Source organism: Streptomyces caeni (assembly GCF_042678285.1).
GTDB lineage: Bacteria > Actinomycetota > Actinomycetes > Streptomycetales > Streptomycetaceae > Streptomyces > Streptomyces caeni.
Map to the genome: position 1 here is coordinate 37,041 of NZ_JBHUDX010000020.1, position 13,747 is coordinate 50,787.

Below are 13,747 nucleotides of genomic sequence, written 5' to 3' on the forward strand. Positions count from 1 at the left end.
GAAGCCTGCCGGGGCGCCGCCGGAACGTTCCCGGGGGAGAAAGCGGTTGCTCGCCAGGTGGGGAGCGCGCCGCGAGCCTTCCTTCAGGGCGGTGAAATTCCGTCATTCCGTATACACGGGCCGTGGCCGCCCGAAAGGCTATTGGCAAGTGCGGATGGCCCGCACCGGCTGCTGATGCTCCCTCAGACATCAATAAAATAAGACAACATCGGCTCACCCGCCCGCTGTTGGGGCGATGCGTCCCGATAGGCTCGGAGCCTTGATGCGGAGCCCATGGCCTGCCCGGATGGTGGAATGCAGACACGGCGAGCTTAAACCTCGCTGCCCTTCGCGGGCGTACCGGTTCGAGTCCGGTTCCGGGCACATCGCTCGACTCGGTGCCTGACCAGGACAACACGCCGGTCGGGGCCGTATCCCTTCCTTGCGGGTGAACGCGACAATCCGCTCGAAGTTCACCCGCTTCCTGAAGGACACGATCAACTGGTTCTGATCGGCGATCCACAGATCTTGACCTCGGCTCCGGCACCGTCTCCGCCGGATTCAGTGCCGCAGCAACCTCATCGGCGGATGCCTCGCCGAGGCCGGCCTTGCCTTGACGGCATCACGGCAACAACGCCAGTGATGGGGCGGGGAGTCGCACTGTCCCGGCCCGTCCGCCTGCCTGCCCGCCCGGGGTGCCCGGGGCGGGCGCTGGGCGCGTCGGGAGAGTTCATGCCCCCTCGTTCGCCCTATCCGGGCGTTTAGTCACGTAAATGGTGTTCTGGGGGGTGGACCCGGGCAGGGTGGCGGTCGTGGACGAGGTCCCGGTCGTCGGGGCCTTGCCGGACGTGAAGGAGCAGGATGCGAGGCTTGAAGGTTCTCGGGGCGGGCGCGCTGGCGGTGGCGCTGGTGTCGGGCGTGGGCTGGGCGGCGCAGGCGTCGGACAGTCAGGCGGCTTTGAAGAGCGGGCAGGTGTCCCGGGCTGCGAGTGTGGCCGGGTACCAGGTGGTGAAGCTGCCGAACGCGAACGTGCCGAACTTCCAGCGGCGGACGGTGTACTGCCCGGCGGGCAAGGTCGCCATCGGCGGCGGCGCGGAGGCGCAGGGCAACGACGCCATCCTGGTCGGGTCGTTCCCGACGGACGACGGGCGGGGCTGGATCGGCCTCGGACGTCAGAACGCGTACAGCAGTGTGGGCATCTCGGTGTACGCGATCTGCGCGAACGCCTGATCTTCCCCGTCGCCGCTGCGCCCCGCTCTCCTCCGAGGGCGGGGCGCAGTGCTGTCCGGCGGCCTGCCGCCTTTCCGGCCACGTCGGCATCGTGGGTCACCGGGGCGGTTGCGCACTGCCCGGCATGAGCAGTGCGCGCCGCCGTCGCGGCAGAGGCCCGAGCGCCTCACCGGGGCAGCCCTGGCACACGCGCTGTACCCGCCCCTGGGTGTGCCCTCGCCACCCCGGCGCAGGGCCGGTGCGTGTTCTCGCGGTGTGTTCCCACGGGAACACGTGGGTGGGCTCAGTCGGGAGGCTGATGGTCACGGGGATTCCTCGGCCGCTCAAGCGCCCGGGACTTCAGGCGACCCACCGCGCCGAGTGTGCGCCTCACCGAGGGGACTGCCGGGCGACGCGGACGGTCAGACCCATGGCGATCAGTCCGAGAAGGGCCGTGACTCCGCCGGCCAGGCAATTGCTCCAGACGATCCCGGGGCGTGCGCCGTGGGTGGGGGTGACCACCCATGGAGAGACCACGAGCCAGAACCCGAGGGGCACGATCGCCCACGCCAGGCGGAACATGCGTTCCGGGGCAAGGGCCAGGCCGAGTCCGATCAGGGCGGTGGTGACGCCGGCGATCAGATTGCTGACGGTGATATTGGTCTGACTGGAGAACTGCACGGCCCAGGGTGATATCGCGGTGTACACGCCCGTCAGGAGGATCAGCCCCTCGACGGCGATCGCCCCGCTGCTCGACGCCGTCCGCTCGAGCCGTTCCCGCATCTCCGTCAGGTCGGGGTGCGTGGTCATGCCGGTGGTGGTGTGCTGTGGATACGCCATCTCTACCGCCCCTTACTTGGTGACTTTCCCCCCTTTCATCCGACTTCCCCTATTCGGGTGGTTGACTCAACTTTCCGTGGGGCGTCGCACCGTCGTCTGCCGGGTCCGCGGTTCTCGGGACGCAGGCCACTTGGATCATTCGATCTGCTCTCCCAGGGTGTCCGGGGGCTCATGTTCGACCCCGAGGAGACGACAGCCGACGATGTCCTGAGCCTGTTCACCGGGACGTGAAACCGCCGGCTCGGCGTCGGCTGACAGCTCGGGAGTGAACTTGCGCCGGGCGGCGGGTGCGGTGATGGTGGTTGAGACGGGCCCGTCCGGGCGTCCAGGCCGACATCTGGCCGTGCACACGCCTCGGTGGTCGAGTGGCCGTGCCGAGCTCGCGACATCGCGTCCGAGCGGGGCAAGGGGCGACCGGTGAAGGAGAAGCGATGGTCTCCTCGGATGAGGATCCCCGCCGGGCCACGCCCCTTCCCCGATCGTCGGCGTCCGGACGGAGAGGCGTCCCCGCGGTCCGCGTCCCCGCGACTCACGCGGCACGCCATCGCCCCATGCCGCCGGTGTGGAGGCTGGTGGTGGCGGTGGTGGGTCTGTCGGCGCTGTCGGCAGGTTGCGGGGGCTGGGGTGGCGAGGGAGAACGGCAACGGCCGACGCCCGGCTCCTCCGCCGTGCGGGATGTGCCCATGAAGGTGATCCAGCGGGAAGGCCAGACCCTTGCTCTGGTCCCTGTGTCGATACAAGGCCACGGTCCGTACGTCTTCGTTCTGGACACCGGCGCATCGTCCAGCGTGGTCGACGACGACGTGGCGTCCTCGCTCGGCCTTCCACGCACCGGCGAGAAGCAGACCATCAGCGGGGTCGTGGGCAGCGAGAAGGTGCCGTTCGCCCGCCTGGCCGACTGGCGAGTGGGAGACGTGGAACTCGGCGCATCCACGCCCGCAGTCGTCGACCTGGACCGCAACGGGAAGCGGACCGGCGCGAAAGGGCTCCTGGGGTCTGACGTGCTGAGCCGGTTCGGTCACATCACCGTCGACTACGCCGGAGGGAAACTGCGTCTGCCGGCGTCCTGAACGGTACGCCGCCCGACGGGCTTCCTGCTGCCGGGGCATCCAGTCGAAGGCCCCGTGGAAAGCGTGGAAAGGGTTCGTCCGTCGCGGGTGAAGCCAGGCGGTCATACGCGGGAGGAGGTGGCGGAATGGACAGCCGCACCCCGGAACCGTCGGGAGGGGCGTGCCGGGTGCAGAGGACGCACCGCGTGGTCGCCGAGGTCGCGGTCGGCACGGGACCGGAAGCGGTGGCCGTCGACGCGAAGGCCCGCCGCGCGTATGTGGCATGCTCCCGCGCCAACGCGGTTGTCGCGGTGGATCTGGACAGTTGTGCCACGCTGTGGCGGGCGGACGTCGGACGTGAGCCGATCCCCGTCATCCTCGATCTGCCGGCCCGGCGGCTGTTCACCGCCGACGCCCGCTCCGACACGGTGACCGTGCTGGATGCCCGCAGCGGAGAGCGCCTGGCCCGGATCGACGTCGGAGAGGGAGCCTATCCGGCGGGGCTGGGACATGATCCGGTCCTCCGCCGGGTGTTCTGCGGGAACACGGCGGCCGGGACGATCACCGCCATCGACGCCGACCGGCTGACCGTGGTCGGTACGGTGCCCGCCGAGGTCGGGGCGGGGAGCATCGCGGTGGACAGCCGACGAGGCCGCGGTTACTGCGCGAACTTCCTGGCCGGTTCACTGACCGTGTTCGACACCGCGGCGCTGCGGCCGCTGGATCGGATCGCGGTGGGCGAAGGCCCGTGCAAGGCCGTGGTCAACCCGGTGACCGACCACCTCTATGTGGCCGGTTCGCTGCACAGCAAGGTTCTTCGCCTGTCCCTGGAGACCGGGGAGCTCCTGGACGAACTCGCTGTGGAACAGGCCCCGGTCGGTATCTGCTGCTCACCCGACGGCTCCCGGCTCTATGTGTGCAACCGCGGCGCCGGCACGGTCAGCGCCCTGGAGGCCGGCAGCGGGCTGGAGACCCACCGCATCCTGGTGGGCAACGGCCCGGGCGACTGCGCGATCGATGCCGTCACCGGAAGACTGCTGGTCTCCAACGCCGGAAGCGACACCTTGACGCTGGTGGACAGCCCGTGGCTGCCGGGACCTGAGGCCCCTGCCGCTCACCCGGCCGAAGGCCGCGCGCTTCCCGCCTTCGCGCTGCCCGACGCGCGCACCGGAGCCGTCCGCACGTCCCGTGAGTGGGCCGAGAAGAAGTACGTCATCAACTTCTTCGCCAGTTGGTGAGGCCCCTGCAATGCGGAGGCGCCGGTTCTGGAGGAACTGCGCCGCCGTACCGCCCGGTCCGGGCTGGACGTCATTCTGATCAACGTGTGGGAAGGCGCCACCGCGCGCGACGAGGCCCGCATCTTCGCCGACATGTGGGACATCCAGGGTCCGGTCCTGGTCGACGAAACCGGAGCCTACGCGGCAGCCCTCGGCATTCGGGGCGTTCCGACCAACGTGCTCGTCGACGAGCACGGCATCGTGCGGACCGTCGGGGCCGCCACACCCGAGGAACTGAAACAGGCCGTCACCGCCCTCATGCGGGAGTGACACGACCGCCGGCGGGTGAGGCCCGCGAGGCAGGTGGTCTCCCGGAACGCGACCGGCGGTGAGCCGGCGGTGGCGCAGGCCGGGCGCGGCCGGCCGAGCGGGTGGCAGTCCGGCACGCCGGGTGTCGGATCGTCTCGCTTTCGGGTGGGGCACCGAGCGCCAAAGGGCGATGCTTCGCTCGTCCGTCGAGGTTTCGTCCGCGCCGGGAAGGCCACCTGGGAGAGGGATGATTCGGCCCGGGAGACGGCAAGGACATCCACTGCCCCGTCTGCCCGGGGGTGCCTGCCGGTGCCGATGCCTGTGCCGGCGCCGATACGGATATGCCGGTCCGTACCAGGCGTGGGTTCCGCGCTGATGAGACGGCGTGACCTGGGCTCGTCGATGGCCGACGTCACCGGGCGTCACCGGGTACAGAGACGAGCCAGGGGACGGACGAGTGAGGTGGCTGCTGTGCGGGCGACGTTCTCACTGGGCCGTGTGGCCGGTATCCGGGTGGGCGTGCACTGGAGCGTCCTGGTCATCTTTCTCGTGATCCTGGTAGGGCTGGCGCGCGGTGGCTTCCGGGAGGCTCATCCGGACCGCCCGGCATGGCAGTACTGGTTCGCCTCAGCGGTGACCGCGGCGGTGTTCCTGCTGTCGTTGCTGGCCCATGAGATCAGCCATGCGCTGGTGGCCCGCCGCAACGGTGTGTCTGTCGACGACATCACTCTGTGGTTGCTCGGCGGGGTGGCCCGGCTCAAGAGCGAGGCGTCCACTCCGAGAGCGGAGCTGCGAATCGCCGGCGTGGGGCCCCTGGTCAGCCTGCTGCTCGGGGGACTGTTCGTCCTGGCGGCCGTGCTGCTGGACAGGCTGTCCGATGCCGGGCTCGTGGTGGAGGCGCTGGCCTGGCTGGCGGGGATCAACATCCTGCTGGCCGTCTTCAACGCTCTGCCCGCCGCGCCGCTCGACGGCGGGCGGCTGCTGCGCGCGGTCGTGTGGTGGAAGACCGGAAACCGGCTGCGGGCCACCATGGTGGCCACGAGTGCGGGACGGGTGATGGGATGGCTGCTGGTCGGTCTCGGCCTGTACCTCGTCCTCGTGGGGGCCGTGTTCAGCGGGATCTGGCTTGTGGTCATCGGCTGGTTCGTCATCGCGATGGCCACGACGGAAGGTGGCCAGGCCCGGCTCCATGAACTGCTGGGCGGGATCCCGGTGAGCGAGGCGATGACGCCTGATCCGGTGACGGTCCGGGCCACCGCCACGATCAGCGAGTTCCTCGCCGACCCGCGCTACCGCTACCGGCACTCGGCCTTCCCCGTCGTCGACGACGGGGACACCGCGGTCGGCCTGGTCACCCTGAGGGGCGCCGACGCGGTCCGGGAGACGGAGCGCGCATCCACCGCCGTCGCCCGTGTGATGGTGCCGATCGACGACCTGCCGACCCCCCACCCCCATGACCCGCTGGCCAGGATCGTGCCCGAGCTGCAGGCCGGCCCCGTCCACCGAGCCCTCGTACTGGACGGAAGCCGCCTTGTCGGCATCGTCACCTCCTCCGACATCAGCCGGGTCGCCTCCTGGCTGAGCTCCTCGTCCGCCTGGCGGGGCCGGACCATATGAAGGAACCAGGAACAGGGCCCGGGTGTCATCTCGGGGTGGTGACGATGCCCGCGCGGCGGCCCACTCCGGGGAATCGGTCGCCGGGACCCGTGGTCTTCGCGTCGCGGATTCGATCGGCCCCGTCGACATCGGCGAGGCCGGGGGTCAGCGGCCGCTTGCGCATCTGCGCGCCGTGCAGGTGAGAGAGGTGAAGCAGGCCTCGTCGGCCGTTGCCGTCCCCGGGAGTTGAGGTGTGTCGCCGACGGCGGCTGGAGGCGGTGCGGCTGGTCCGGTCGCGGGGAGCGCGGGCCGGTCAGTCACGCGGAGGTGCGGCAGTCGGCGTGTTGTGTGGCGACGGGGGGTGGACCGTGCTGTCGCAGGAGGGGAATTCCAGGGTGGATCCGGGGCGCAGTACGGCGGTCCGGCCTCTGCAGGAGACCTTGATCGGCCGATGCATGCCGCAGCCGGCGGTGACGTGAACCTGTTGTCCGCTGATGCGCAGGACCAGCGGGTGCTCCCGGTAGCGGACGGAGAGTTCGAGCGTGCCGAGGGACTCGGGCCAGTAGGGATCGGTCGTCCGCTCCCATCCTGTTTCCCGGGTGCTGGTCGCTCATCGCTGCCCCAAGCCGCGCAATCGGCGCAGTCGCCCTGCACCGGAGGCCGGTTCGTCATCGGCGGCGCGCCGCCGCGTCGTGTCGGTCCTCATCAGTCAGTTGGTCACGTCCTCACCGCGTACTCGCCCGGCTCTGCCTCGGACCGCATCGCGGGCCCGCAGCCGGGGACGACCATCACACGGAATGTCCGGCGGCTTCCTACGGAAGGCGGACGCGGGGCCAGGGTTGTCCCGGTGCGTTCGTGTGCGCGCCCACCCATGAGGCCATGCGGCCGACGTGGCACACCGTCGGAAGCCACCACATGTCCCGTCGGCCACCCGTGTACATCCGCCCCGGAACCGTCAACGCGTACCAGTGGTCCTCCCAGTCAACTGCCGACCAGAGTCCGTCGCAAACCGTGACGCCATGATGAGGGCCCGCGTGAACGGGGCGTCCGGGCGGCGGAGCATCCTCCGTGGCCGCAAAGGTCGGTCCGCCGCGACCGGAACCGACACCCGGTCCGCCTTCGTGCCCTGGAACGCCACTTCACCAGGCCGACCGTCAGACGACCGCCATGACCGTCCTGGGGCCGCCGGGTGAACCGGTGCCGCCTTCGCCGCCCGCACCGCGCAGCGCGTCAGGGGCCTTGCCGTCCGGACGTCCGGCCGGGGCTCCGGGGACCGGCTGCGCCCCTTGGCACGTCGTCAAAGGGCGCGGTGGCGCAGACGGCGGCCCTTGCCGTGGCGGGGAGGCCCGCCCGGGTTCAGCGCAGAGCGGGCGCTTCTTGGCGCGGGCCACCTGTCTCCCCGCATCCGCGAGCAGATCGACGCCCTCCACCAAGGAGCCGGCAGACTTCGGGCCGGCAGCAGACCTTCCTCGGCGTCACCGGTGAGGAGGCGTCGCTGGATGCCTGCAGGCGCTGCCACGCGTCGCTGTTCACCGACCGGGCGATCAGCCACCGACTACACCATGGCTCCGAGAACTTGGAGCCGGCGTGGACGGTGCGAGGAACTGTCCGTCCCGTACGGGACGGCTGCCTCGGAATCCCGTTGCTTTCCGTCCCGCACTCGCTCCGGACGCAGCGCGTTCTCGCGTCGTGTTCCCGCGAGAACAGGACGGCGCGCTCGGTCGCGCTCAGGTCCCGGCTCGGTCGGCGAGAGGGAGTGGATGGGATGAACGGGGGATATTGTACTAAACGTCATATTGTATGTGGTGTCGGAGTATGAGCGTCGCTTATGTCCGCATAGCCTGCGAGCAGATCCCGTTCCGCAGGTCGCCGGCCTGCGGAAAGACCCGGGAGCGAAGGGCCCGGCGGCGGACGAGGGGTGCCCGGGTGCCCAGCCGGCCCCCGTTCCGGCTTCTGTGGCCCTGATCAGGAAAGCCGACAGGACCCCGGTCCGTTCGACAGAGGAGCACCATCGTGACCAAGACGACCCGCATCACCAGTGCGCTGGCAATCGCCGCCGCCGGCGTGATGCTCCTGAGCACCCCGGTCCTCGCAGAGGCAGGCGAACTGCAGACCAGCGCCGACTACGTACAGCTCGACGAGCAGGAGGTCGCCGACCCGATGCAGTTCGACGAGGAGGAGATCGTCGACCCGATGCAGTTCGACGAGGAGGAGATCGTCGACCCCGCACTGTTCGACGAGCAGGAGGTCGATGACTGAAGGCGGCTTCCCGCCCCGGACAGCGCCGACGAGAGGTATGGGCCGCCATAGGGCGGTCAGGGGTGAACCGCAGGAACTCCTGCGGCGCAGCCGCGGTTGAGCCCCTCGGCCGCGCGTGCCGACGTCAAGCATGTGCACGCGCGCCGGGGGGCTGCCCGCCCGTCGGGGCGGTTCGGCCGCCGCGGCCAGGTACGGGCTCGACCGGCTCATCCGGGATGCCACCGAGGGGGACTCGGCGGCGCAGCGGCGGCTGTTCGTTCACTACTGGGGCCTGTTGACGCGGATCGGTGTCTGCTGGCCGTTGGCGACGAGCTTCCGCCGGCCGCCCTGGACGCCGAACATCTCCCACCGGCAGACGGTGAGGTGCGTCCGGACTTCAGGACGGTTCCGATCGCCTCCGCGTAGCCGACGGCGCTGTCCGCGACGGCGCTGTCCGCGACGGCGCTGGTGGCGCCGGCGTGGAAGCAGGCACCGCCCGCCGCCCGCCGCCTGCGCACCGCGCGCGGATCACCGCGGCGCCCGCGTACGACGGCGGGTGACCCCGCGTCGAGGAGAGCGCGGTCACCCGGTCGGGGTCGTCGTGGTGTCCGGTCAGGCGCGCAGGGCCGCCAGGGCCTGACGGCAGGCGTCGGCGGCCTGCCGGGTGGCGTCCGCGCACAGGCGGCAGTGCTCATGGTGGGCGGAGTGGCGGCTGCACTCCTCGTGGCTGCGCTGGCAGGCGATCAGACACGCCTCCAACTGCGCGGCCAGCAGGGCACCGTTGGGTCCCGTCGCCCGGGTCAGGATCCGCCGCGTGGCCAGCACCGAGTCGGCGCAGTCCAGGTCGAGGGCGACGGCCAGGGCCATCGACGCGCCGTCCTGGCCGGTGACCATGCCCGCCGCGCAGGCGGTGACCGCCTCCTCGCACGTGGCGAGGGTGTCGATGGTGGTGGCGAGGATCTCGTTGTTCAGGGGGGCCTTGGTGGCCAGGCTGTCGAGGAGTTCACGAGTCTGGAGCATGACTTCTCCAAGGGCGAGGTGCCTGTCTGGGATGTTCTCGGTCTTCTCGGTCCTCTGGGCGCTCGGGGTGCTCGGGGTCCTCCGTTCGGCGCCCCGCCCCGCCCGCACGGCGGGAAGAGGCCGCGCCCCTCAGGACTGGGAGATCTCGATGTGCCGTGACGTGACCGTCTGGGCCTTGGGGATGGTGACGGTCAGTACCCCGTCCGTCAGCGTCGCCGTGATCTCTTCCGTCTTCACATCGGCGGGCAGCAGCGCCCGGTACTCGAAGCGTCCGGTGCGCCGGGTGCTGCGGCGGAGGACGCCTTCACGCTCGCGTTCCTTGTACTCGCCGGTGATGCACAGTTCCCGCTCGCTGATCTCGACGTCGATGTCCTCGCGCTTGATCCCTGGCAGCTCCGCCTCGATCAGATAGGCGTCGTCCCGCTCCTGCAGGTCGGCCGCCGGCGACCAGGCCCCGGCGGAGGGCGCGACACCGGCGGCTTCCAGGAAGCGGTTCATCCGCTCGAAGAGGTTCTCCACCTCGGCGGTGATCGGCTCGCCCCAGCTCAGCTCGGGGAACCACTCCAGGTGTTGGCCGGGCCGGTGATGTACGGGCAGTGTCATCGCGGTTCACCTCCGCGAAACGGCGGCATTCGGGTCATCTCCATGCTGCGCGCCTCCACCCGGCCTGGCGAATCGGGCAGGTGGCCGGAGCGGGGCGGGTGAGGCGGCGGGCCTGCCCGCCGGGTGGGGTGCGCCGCCGCGGGAACCGCCCGAGCATGGTGGTGTCGAGCGGGAAGGGAGACCTGTGGGCTGTGGGCCGTTATGCGCGTGTCGTGGCCAAGATCAGCGGTGAGGCGTTCGCCGGCGCGTCCGGGGCGGGGACCGATCCGGCGCGTCCGGCGTGGCTCGCGGACGAGATCGCCGCGGTGCACCACCTCGGCACGCAGATCGCGGTGGTGGTCGGGGGAGGCAACTACGTCCGGGGACGGCAGGCCGAGAGCTGGGGCATCGAGCGGGCCGAGGCGGACGAGATCGGCATGCTCGGCACGGTGATGAACGCCCTGATGCTGCGGGGCGCCCTGACCTCACGGGGCGCGGCGGAGGTGCGGGTGATGACGGCCGTCGCGATGCAGGGCATCGCCGAGCCGTTCGTCCGGCTGCGTGCGGACCGGCACCTGAGGGCGGGCCGGATCGTGCTGCTGGCCGGGGGCACCGGGCAGCCGTACGTCACCGCCGACTACGCGGCGGTGCAGCGGGCCCTGGAACTGTCGGCCGACGCGCTGCTGGTCGCCAAGCGCGGGGTCGACGGCGTGTACGACAGGGATCCGAGGACGCATCCGGGCGCCAGACGGTACGCACACCTCACCTACCGCGAGGCGATCGCGCGCAAGCTGACGGTGATGGACGCCACCGCGTTCGTACTGGCCGGGGAACAGGGCCTGCTCATGCATGTCTTCGACGTCGCGGCGGCGGGCGCCATGGCGGCGATCTGCGAGGGGCGCGACCTCGGTACGCGCATCACCGCGGAGTGACGCGACGTCCGGCGGGCGCCGTCGCGGGGAGCGTTCCGCCCGTCACCCGGCCCGTCACCCCGTCGGTCACCCCGCCCGTCACCCCGCCCGTCCGCCCCCGTCGACCACGAGGAGACCTCCCGTCAGCTCGGCGCGGGCCAGACCGAACAGGTTCGTCAGCCACACCGCGGTGCGCACATGGTCGCCGACCGCGGCCGGTCGGATCCGGCTGCGGCCGCGGGCCAGCGCGGTGAAGGCGACGATCTGGTCGGCGGCGAAGCGGTCGAGCGCCGCTCCCGTGCGCAGGTCCTCCAGCAGGCGCCGCGCGGTGGCCGCCCCGATCGTCTCGGCCCGGCGCCCGGGGGCCCCTGCACCGTCCGCCCCGAGCCGCCACCCGTCCGTCAGGTCCGCGAACAGGGCGAGTCCGGCGCCCGGCTGGAGAGCGGTGGTGTCGTCGCGCTCGTCGATGAGGGCGTCGTGGCCGGCCCGGGCCAGCACCTCGCGGGCCCCGTCCCCCATCCTCCGGGCCACCTGGCGTTCTCGCAGGTGGGAGGCGAGGGCGATGCCCCACACCGACCGCACCGGCCCCGGCGACTCCGCGTCCAGGGGCAGGAGCGGGCCGTGGCCGCGCACCGCGAGCCGCAGCACCCCGCCGCCCATCGGCAGGTAGCCGGGCCGGACAGGCGTGATCTCGACCGCAAGCCCCATCCGGCCGAGCAGCGGGGCGAGCACATGCTGCAGATGGAACGCGGAGGGCGCGCGGTCCTGGAACAGCCCACCGGTGAGGTCGACTCCGACCGGCTCGGCGGCCGTGGCGAGGACGGGCAGCAGCGCGAGCGACAGCGCGGTGGCCGATCCCGCGGTCCCTACGTCGAACGCGTAGTGCCCCCGCGGTGACCCGCCCCCCGGGTGGAAGACGACGTCCTGCGAGCCGAGCGCCGCGCCCTCGACCGTTCCGCCGACCAGGGTGCGGACGGCTTCGACCGCGCGGAGATGCTGATGCCGCAGCCCTGGGGACGGCCGGTGCGCCCGGACACGCCGCAGACGGACCGGGGTGCCCGTCACGGCCGCGTAGGCCACGGCCTGACGAACGATCATGCCCGATCCCGAGCAGGCGGCTCCGTCGATCTCCAGCAGAGCGTTCATGGGGTGGGCGCACTTCCTGCCGCCGTGTGAGGACTCCGTCCCTCCATCCTCGCCCGCGCGCAAGGGATGCGCGGCGCGGGGGAGGAGTGGGGGAGGCGTTCGGTTCCCACCGTTGACAGCGCGCCGCCGTGGTCGGAGACTCACCCGCCGGGATATCGCGAAAGAAAATTCACCTGACGAACGTCTGCATGGCGAACTGTGAACCTTCACCTGTGAACGAACGGCATCGGATCAAGCGCGAAGGGGCGTCGGGATGCGTACCACCGTCGGCATCATCGGAGCGGGCCCGGCTGGACTGCTGCTGGCGCGGCTCCTGAGCAACGTCGGCGTCGACTCGGTCGTGCTGGAGAGCCGTGACCGGGCCTACGTGGAGCGGCGCCAGCGGGCCGGGGTCCTGGAGCAGGGGGTGGCCGACGTACTGCGGGCCGCGGGGGCGGGTGAGCGCATGGACCGCGAGGGGCTGCGGCACGAGGGGATCGAGCTGCGCTTCGCACGTCGCCGCCACCGCGTCGACTTCCCCGCGCTCACCGGCGGCGGCGCCGTGATGGTGTACGCACAGACCGAGGTCTGCAAGGACCTCATCGCGCTCCAGCTCACGGAAGGCGGGCCGCTGCTCTTCGAGGCGGAGGCGCTCGCCGTCGAGGGTGTGACCACGGACCGGCCCCGGATCCGCTTCCGCCACCAGGGCGGCGAGGGCGTCCTGGAGTGCGACTACGTCGTCGGGTGCGACGGCTTCTGGGGGGTGTCCCGCAAGGCCGTGCCCGCCCGCCTCTCCCGCACGTTCGAACGTACGTACCCCTTCGGCTGGCTCGGCATCCTCGCCGACGTCGCGCCCTCGCAGGACGAACTCGTCTACGCCCGCCACGAACGCGGCTTCGCCCTGCTGAGCATGCGCTCGCCGTCCGTCTCCCGCCTCTACCTCCAGGTGCCGGAGGGCACGGACGCACGGGAGTGGGCCGACGAGGAGATCTGGGACGAGCTGGAGCGGCGCTGCGAAACCGCCGGCGGCTGGACGCTCGCCCGCGGCCCCGTCACCGCCAAGTCCGTGACGCCGATGCGCAGTTACGTCCACGAACCCATGCGCCACGGACGGCTCTTCCTCGCCGGGGACGCCGCCCACATCGTGCCGCCCACCGGTGCCAAGGGGCTCAATCTCGCCGTCGGGGACGTCGTCACCTTCGCCCGGGCGTTGACGCACCAGCGGCGGACGGGCTCCGCCGAGCTCCTCGACGCGTACTCGCGGACCTGTCTGCGCCGGGTCTGGCAGGCCGAACGGTTCTCGTACGAGATGACGATGCTGCTGCACCGCGCCCCCGACGCCACGCCGTTCGACGACCGCATCCAACTGGCCCGGCTGGAGCGGCTGACCACCTCGCGTGCCGCCGAGACCGACCTGGCCGACGGCTACACGGGCTTCCCTCTGGAGTGAGCCGTCGGGGTGGGCCGTTGGAGTGAGCCCTCGGGGTGGGCCGTCGGGGTGAGCCCTCGGGGTGGGCCGTTGGAGTGAGGGGACGCGTCCGCGGATCGGTGGCCGGTCTCGACTGCGTCCCAGGTTGGTCATGGACGGGCTGGTCCCTCGCCGGGAATCAGCGGGTCGCGTAGCGTGTTGCGCGCAAGCACGAGGGAAAGATCCTCCCCAAGCAGTAGGGTC

The 13,747-nt window shown here is 71.3% G+C and carries 12 protein-coding genes, 1 tRNA gene and 2 pseudogenes; 10 read left to right on the forward strand and 5 right to left on the reverse strand.

Annotation, left to right across the window (positions count from 1 at the left end; genetic code table 11):
• Window positions 1-280: 280 nt before the first annotated feature.
• Window positions 281-363, forward strand: a tRNA-Leu gene (locus ACFSL4_RS08005).
• Between the two features lie 477 nt (window positions 364-840).
• Complete coding sequence (locus ACFSL4_RS08010; protein WP_381080016.1) at window positions 841-1,209, forward strand: hypothetical protein; 369 nt, start codon at window positions 841-843, stop codon at window positions 1,207-1,209.
• A gap of 369 nt (window positions 1,210-1,578) precedes the next feature.
• Here the strand turns inward: ACFSL4_RS08010 and ACFSL4_RS08015 are convergent, their stop codons facing one another.
• The gene (locus ACFSL4_RS08015; RefSeq protein WP_381080018.1) at window positions 1,579-2,028 is read right to left on the reverse strand and encodes an SPW repeat protein; all 450 of its coding nucleotides are present in this window, start codon (window positions 2,026-2,028) and stop codon (window positions 1,579-1,581) included.
• A gap of 551 nt (window positions 2,029-2,579) precedes the next feature.
• On the opposite strand from ACFSL4_RS08015, the gene ACFSL4_RS08020 reads away from it, so the two are divergent.
• The 4 genes and pseudogenes from ACFSL4_RS08020 to ACFSL4_RS08035 all read left to right on the forward strand — a co-directional run bounded on the left by ACFSL4_RS08020 (window position 2,580) and on the right by ACFSL4_RS08035 (window position 6,220).
• On the forward strand, window positions 2,580-3,098 hold the full coding sequence (locus ACFSL4_RS08020; protein WP_381080020.1) for an aspartyl protease family protein: 519 nt from the start codon (window positions 2,580-2,582) through the stop codon (window positions 3,096-3,098).
• Window positions 3,099-3,223: 125 nt separating this feature from the next.
• On the forward strand, window positions 3,224-4,315 hold the full coding sequence (locus ACFSL4_RS08025; RefSeq protein WP_381080022.1) for a YVTN family beta-propeller repeat protein: 1,092 nt from the start codon (window positions 3,224-3,226) through the stop codon (window positions 4,313-4,315).
• Between the two features lie 12 nt (window positions 4,316-4,327).
• A pseudogene (locus ACFSL4_RS08030) lies at window positions 4,328-4,624 on the forward strand (TlpA family protein disulfide reductase); the annotation flags it as partial.
• 441 nt (window positions 4,625-5,065) lie between these two features.
• A complete protein-coding gene (locus tag ACFSL4_RS08035; RefSeq protein WP_381080024.1) occupies window positions 5,066-6,220 on the forward strand; it encodes a site-2 protease family protein in 1,155 nt (384 codons plus the stop codon).
• Between the two features lie 292 nt (window positions 6,221-6,512).
• Here ACFSL4_RS08035 and ACFSL4_RS08040 read toward each other — a convergent pair.
• Window positions 6,513-6,758: pseudogene (locus tag ACFSL4_RS08040) on the reverse strand (glycosyl hydrolase family 65 domain-containing protein); the annotation flags it as partial.
• Between the two features lie 774 nt (window positions 6,759-7,532).
• Between ACFSL4_RS08040 and ACFSL4_RS08045 the strand changes: the two are divergent.
• Entirely contained in the window at window positions 7,533-8,018 is a 486-nt protein-coding gene (locus ACFSL4_RS08045) for a PEP/pyruvate-binding domain-containing protein (protein WP_381080142.1), read from the forward strand.
• A 194-nt stretch (window positions 8,019-8,212) separates the two neighbouring features.
• Complete coding sequence (locus ACFSL4_RS08050) at window positions 8,213-8,458, forward strand: hypothetical protein (protein ID WP_381080026.1); 246 nt, start codon at window positions 8,213-8,215, stop codon at window positions 8,456-8,458.
• 591 nt (window positions 8,459-9,049) lie between these two features.
• Here the strand turns inward: ACFSL4_RS08050 and ACFSL4_RS08055 are convergent.
• Both ACFSL4_RS08055 and ACFSL4_RS08060 read right to left on the reverse strand, forming a co-directional pair.
• Window positions 9,050-9,457, reverse strand: a complete 408-nt coding sequence (locus ACFSL4_RS08055) for a four-helix bundle copper-binding protein (protein WP_381080028.1) — start codon at window positions 9,455-9,457, stop codon at window positions 9,050-9,052.
• 129 nt (window positions 9,458-9,586) lie between these two features.
• Window positions 9,587-10,060 (reverse strand): Hsp20/alpha crystallin family protein, encoded by a 474-nt coding sequence (locus tag ACFSL4_RS08060; protein ID WP_381080030.1) that lies wholly within the window; start codon window positions 10,058-10,060, stop codon window positions 9,587-9,589.
• A gap of 212 nt (window positions 10,061-10,272) precedes the next feature.
• Here ACFSL4_RS08060 and pyrH point away from each other — a divergent pair, with 212 nt between their 5' ends.
• Complete coding sequence (gene pyrH, locus ACFSL4_RS08065; protein WP_381080032.1) at window positions 10,273-10,971, forward strand: UMP kinase; 699 nt, start codon at window positions 10,273-10,275, stop codon at window positions 10,969-10,971.
• Window positions 10,972-11,049: 78 nt separating this feature from the next.
• Here the strand turns inward: pyrH and rtcA are convergent, their stop codons facing one another.
• Window positions 11,050-12,096 carry an RNA 3'-terminal phosphate cyclase gene (gene rtcA / locus ACFSL4_RS08070; protein WP_381080034.1) on the reverse strand — a complete coding sequence of 349 codons (1,047 nt, stop codon included), beginning with the start codon at window positions 12,094-12,096 and terminating at the stop codon, window positions 11,050-11,052.
• A 253-nt stretch (window positions 12,097-12,349) separates the two neighbouring features.
• On the opposite strand from rtcA, the gene ACFSL4_RS08075 reads away from it, so the two are divergent.
• Complete coding sequence (locus ACFSL4_RS08075; RefSeq protein WP_381080036.1) at window positions 12,350-13,525, forward strand: 4-hydroxybenzoate 3-monooxygenase; 1,176 nt, start codon at window positions 12,350-12,352, stop codon at window positions 13,523-13,525.
• Window positions 13,526-13,747: the final 222 nt, after the last annotated feature.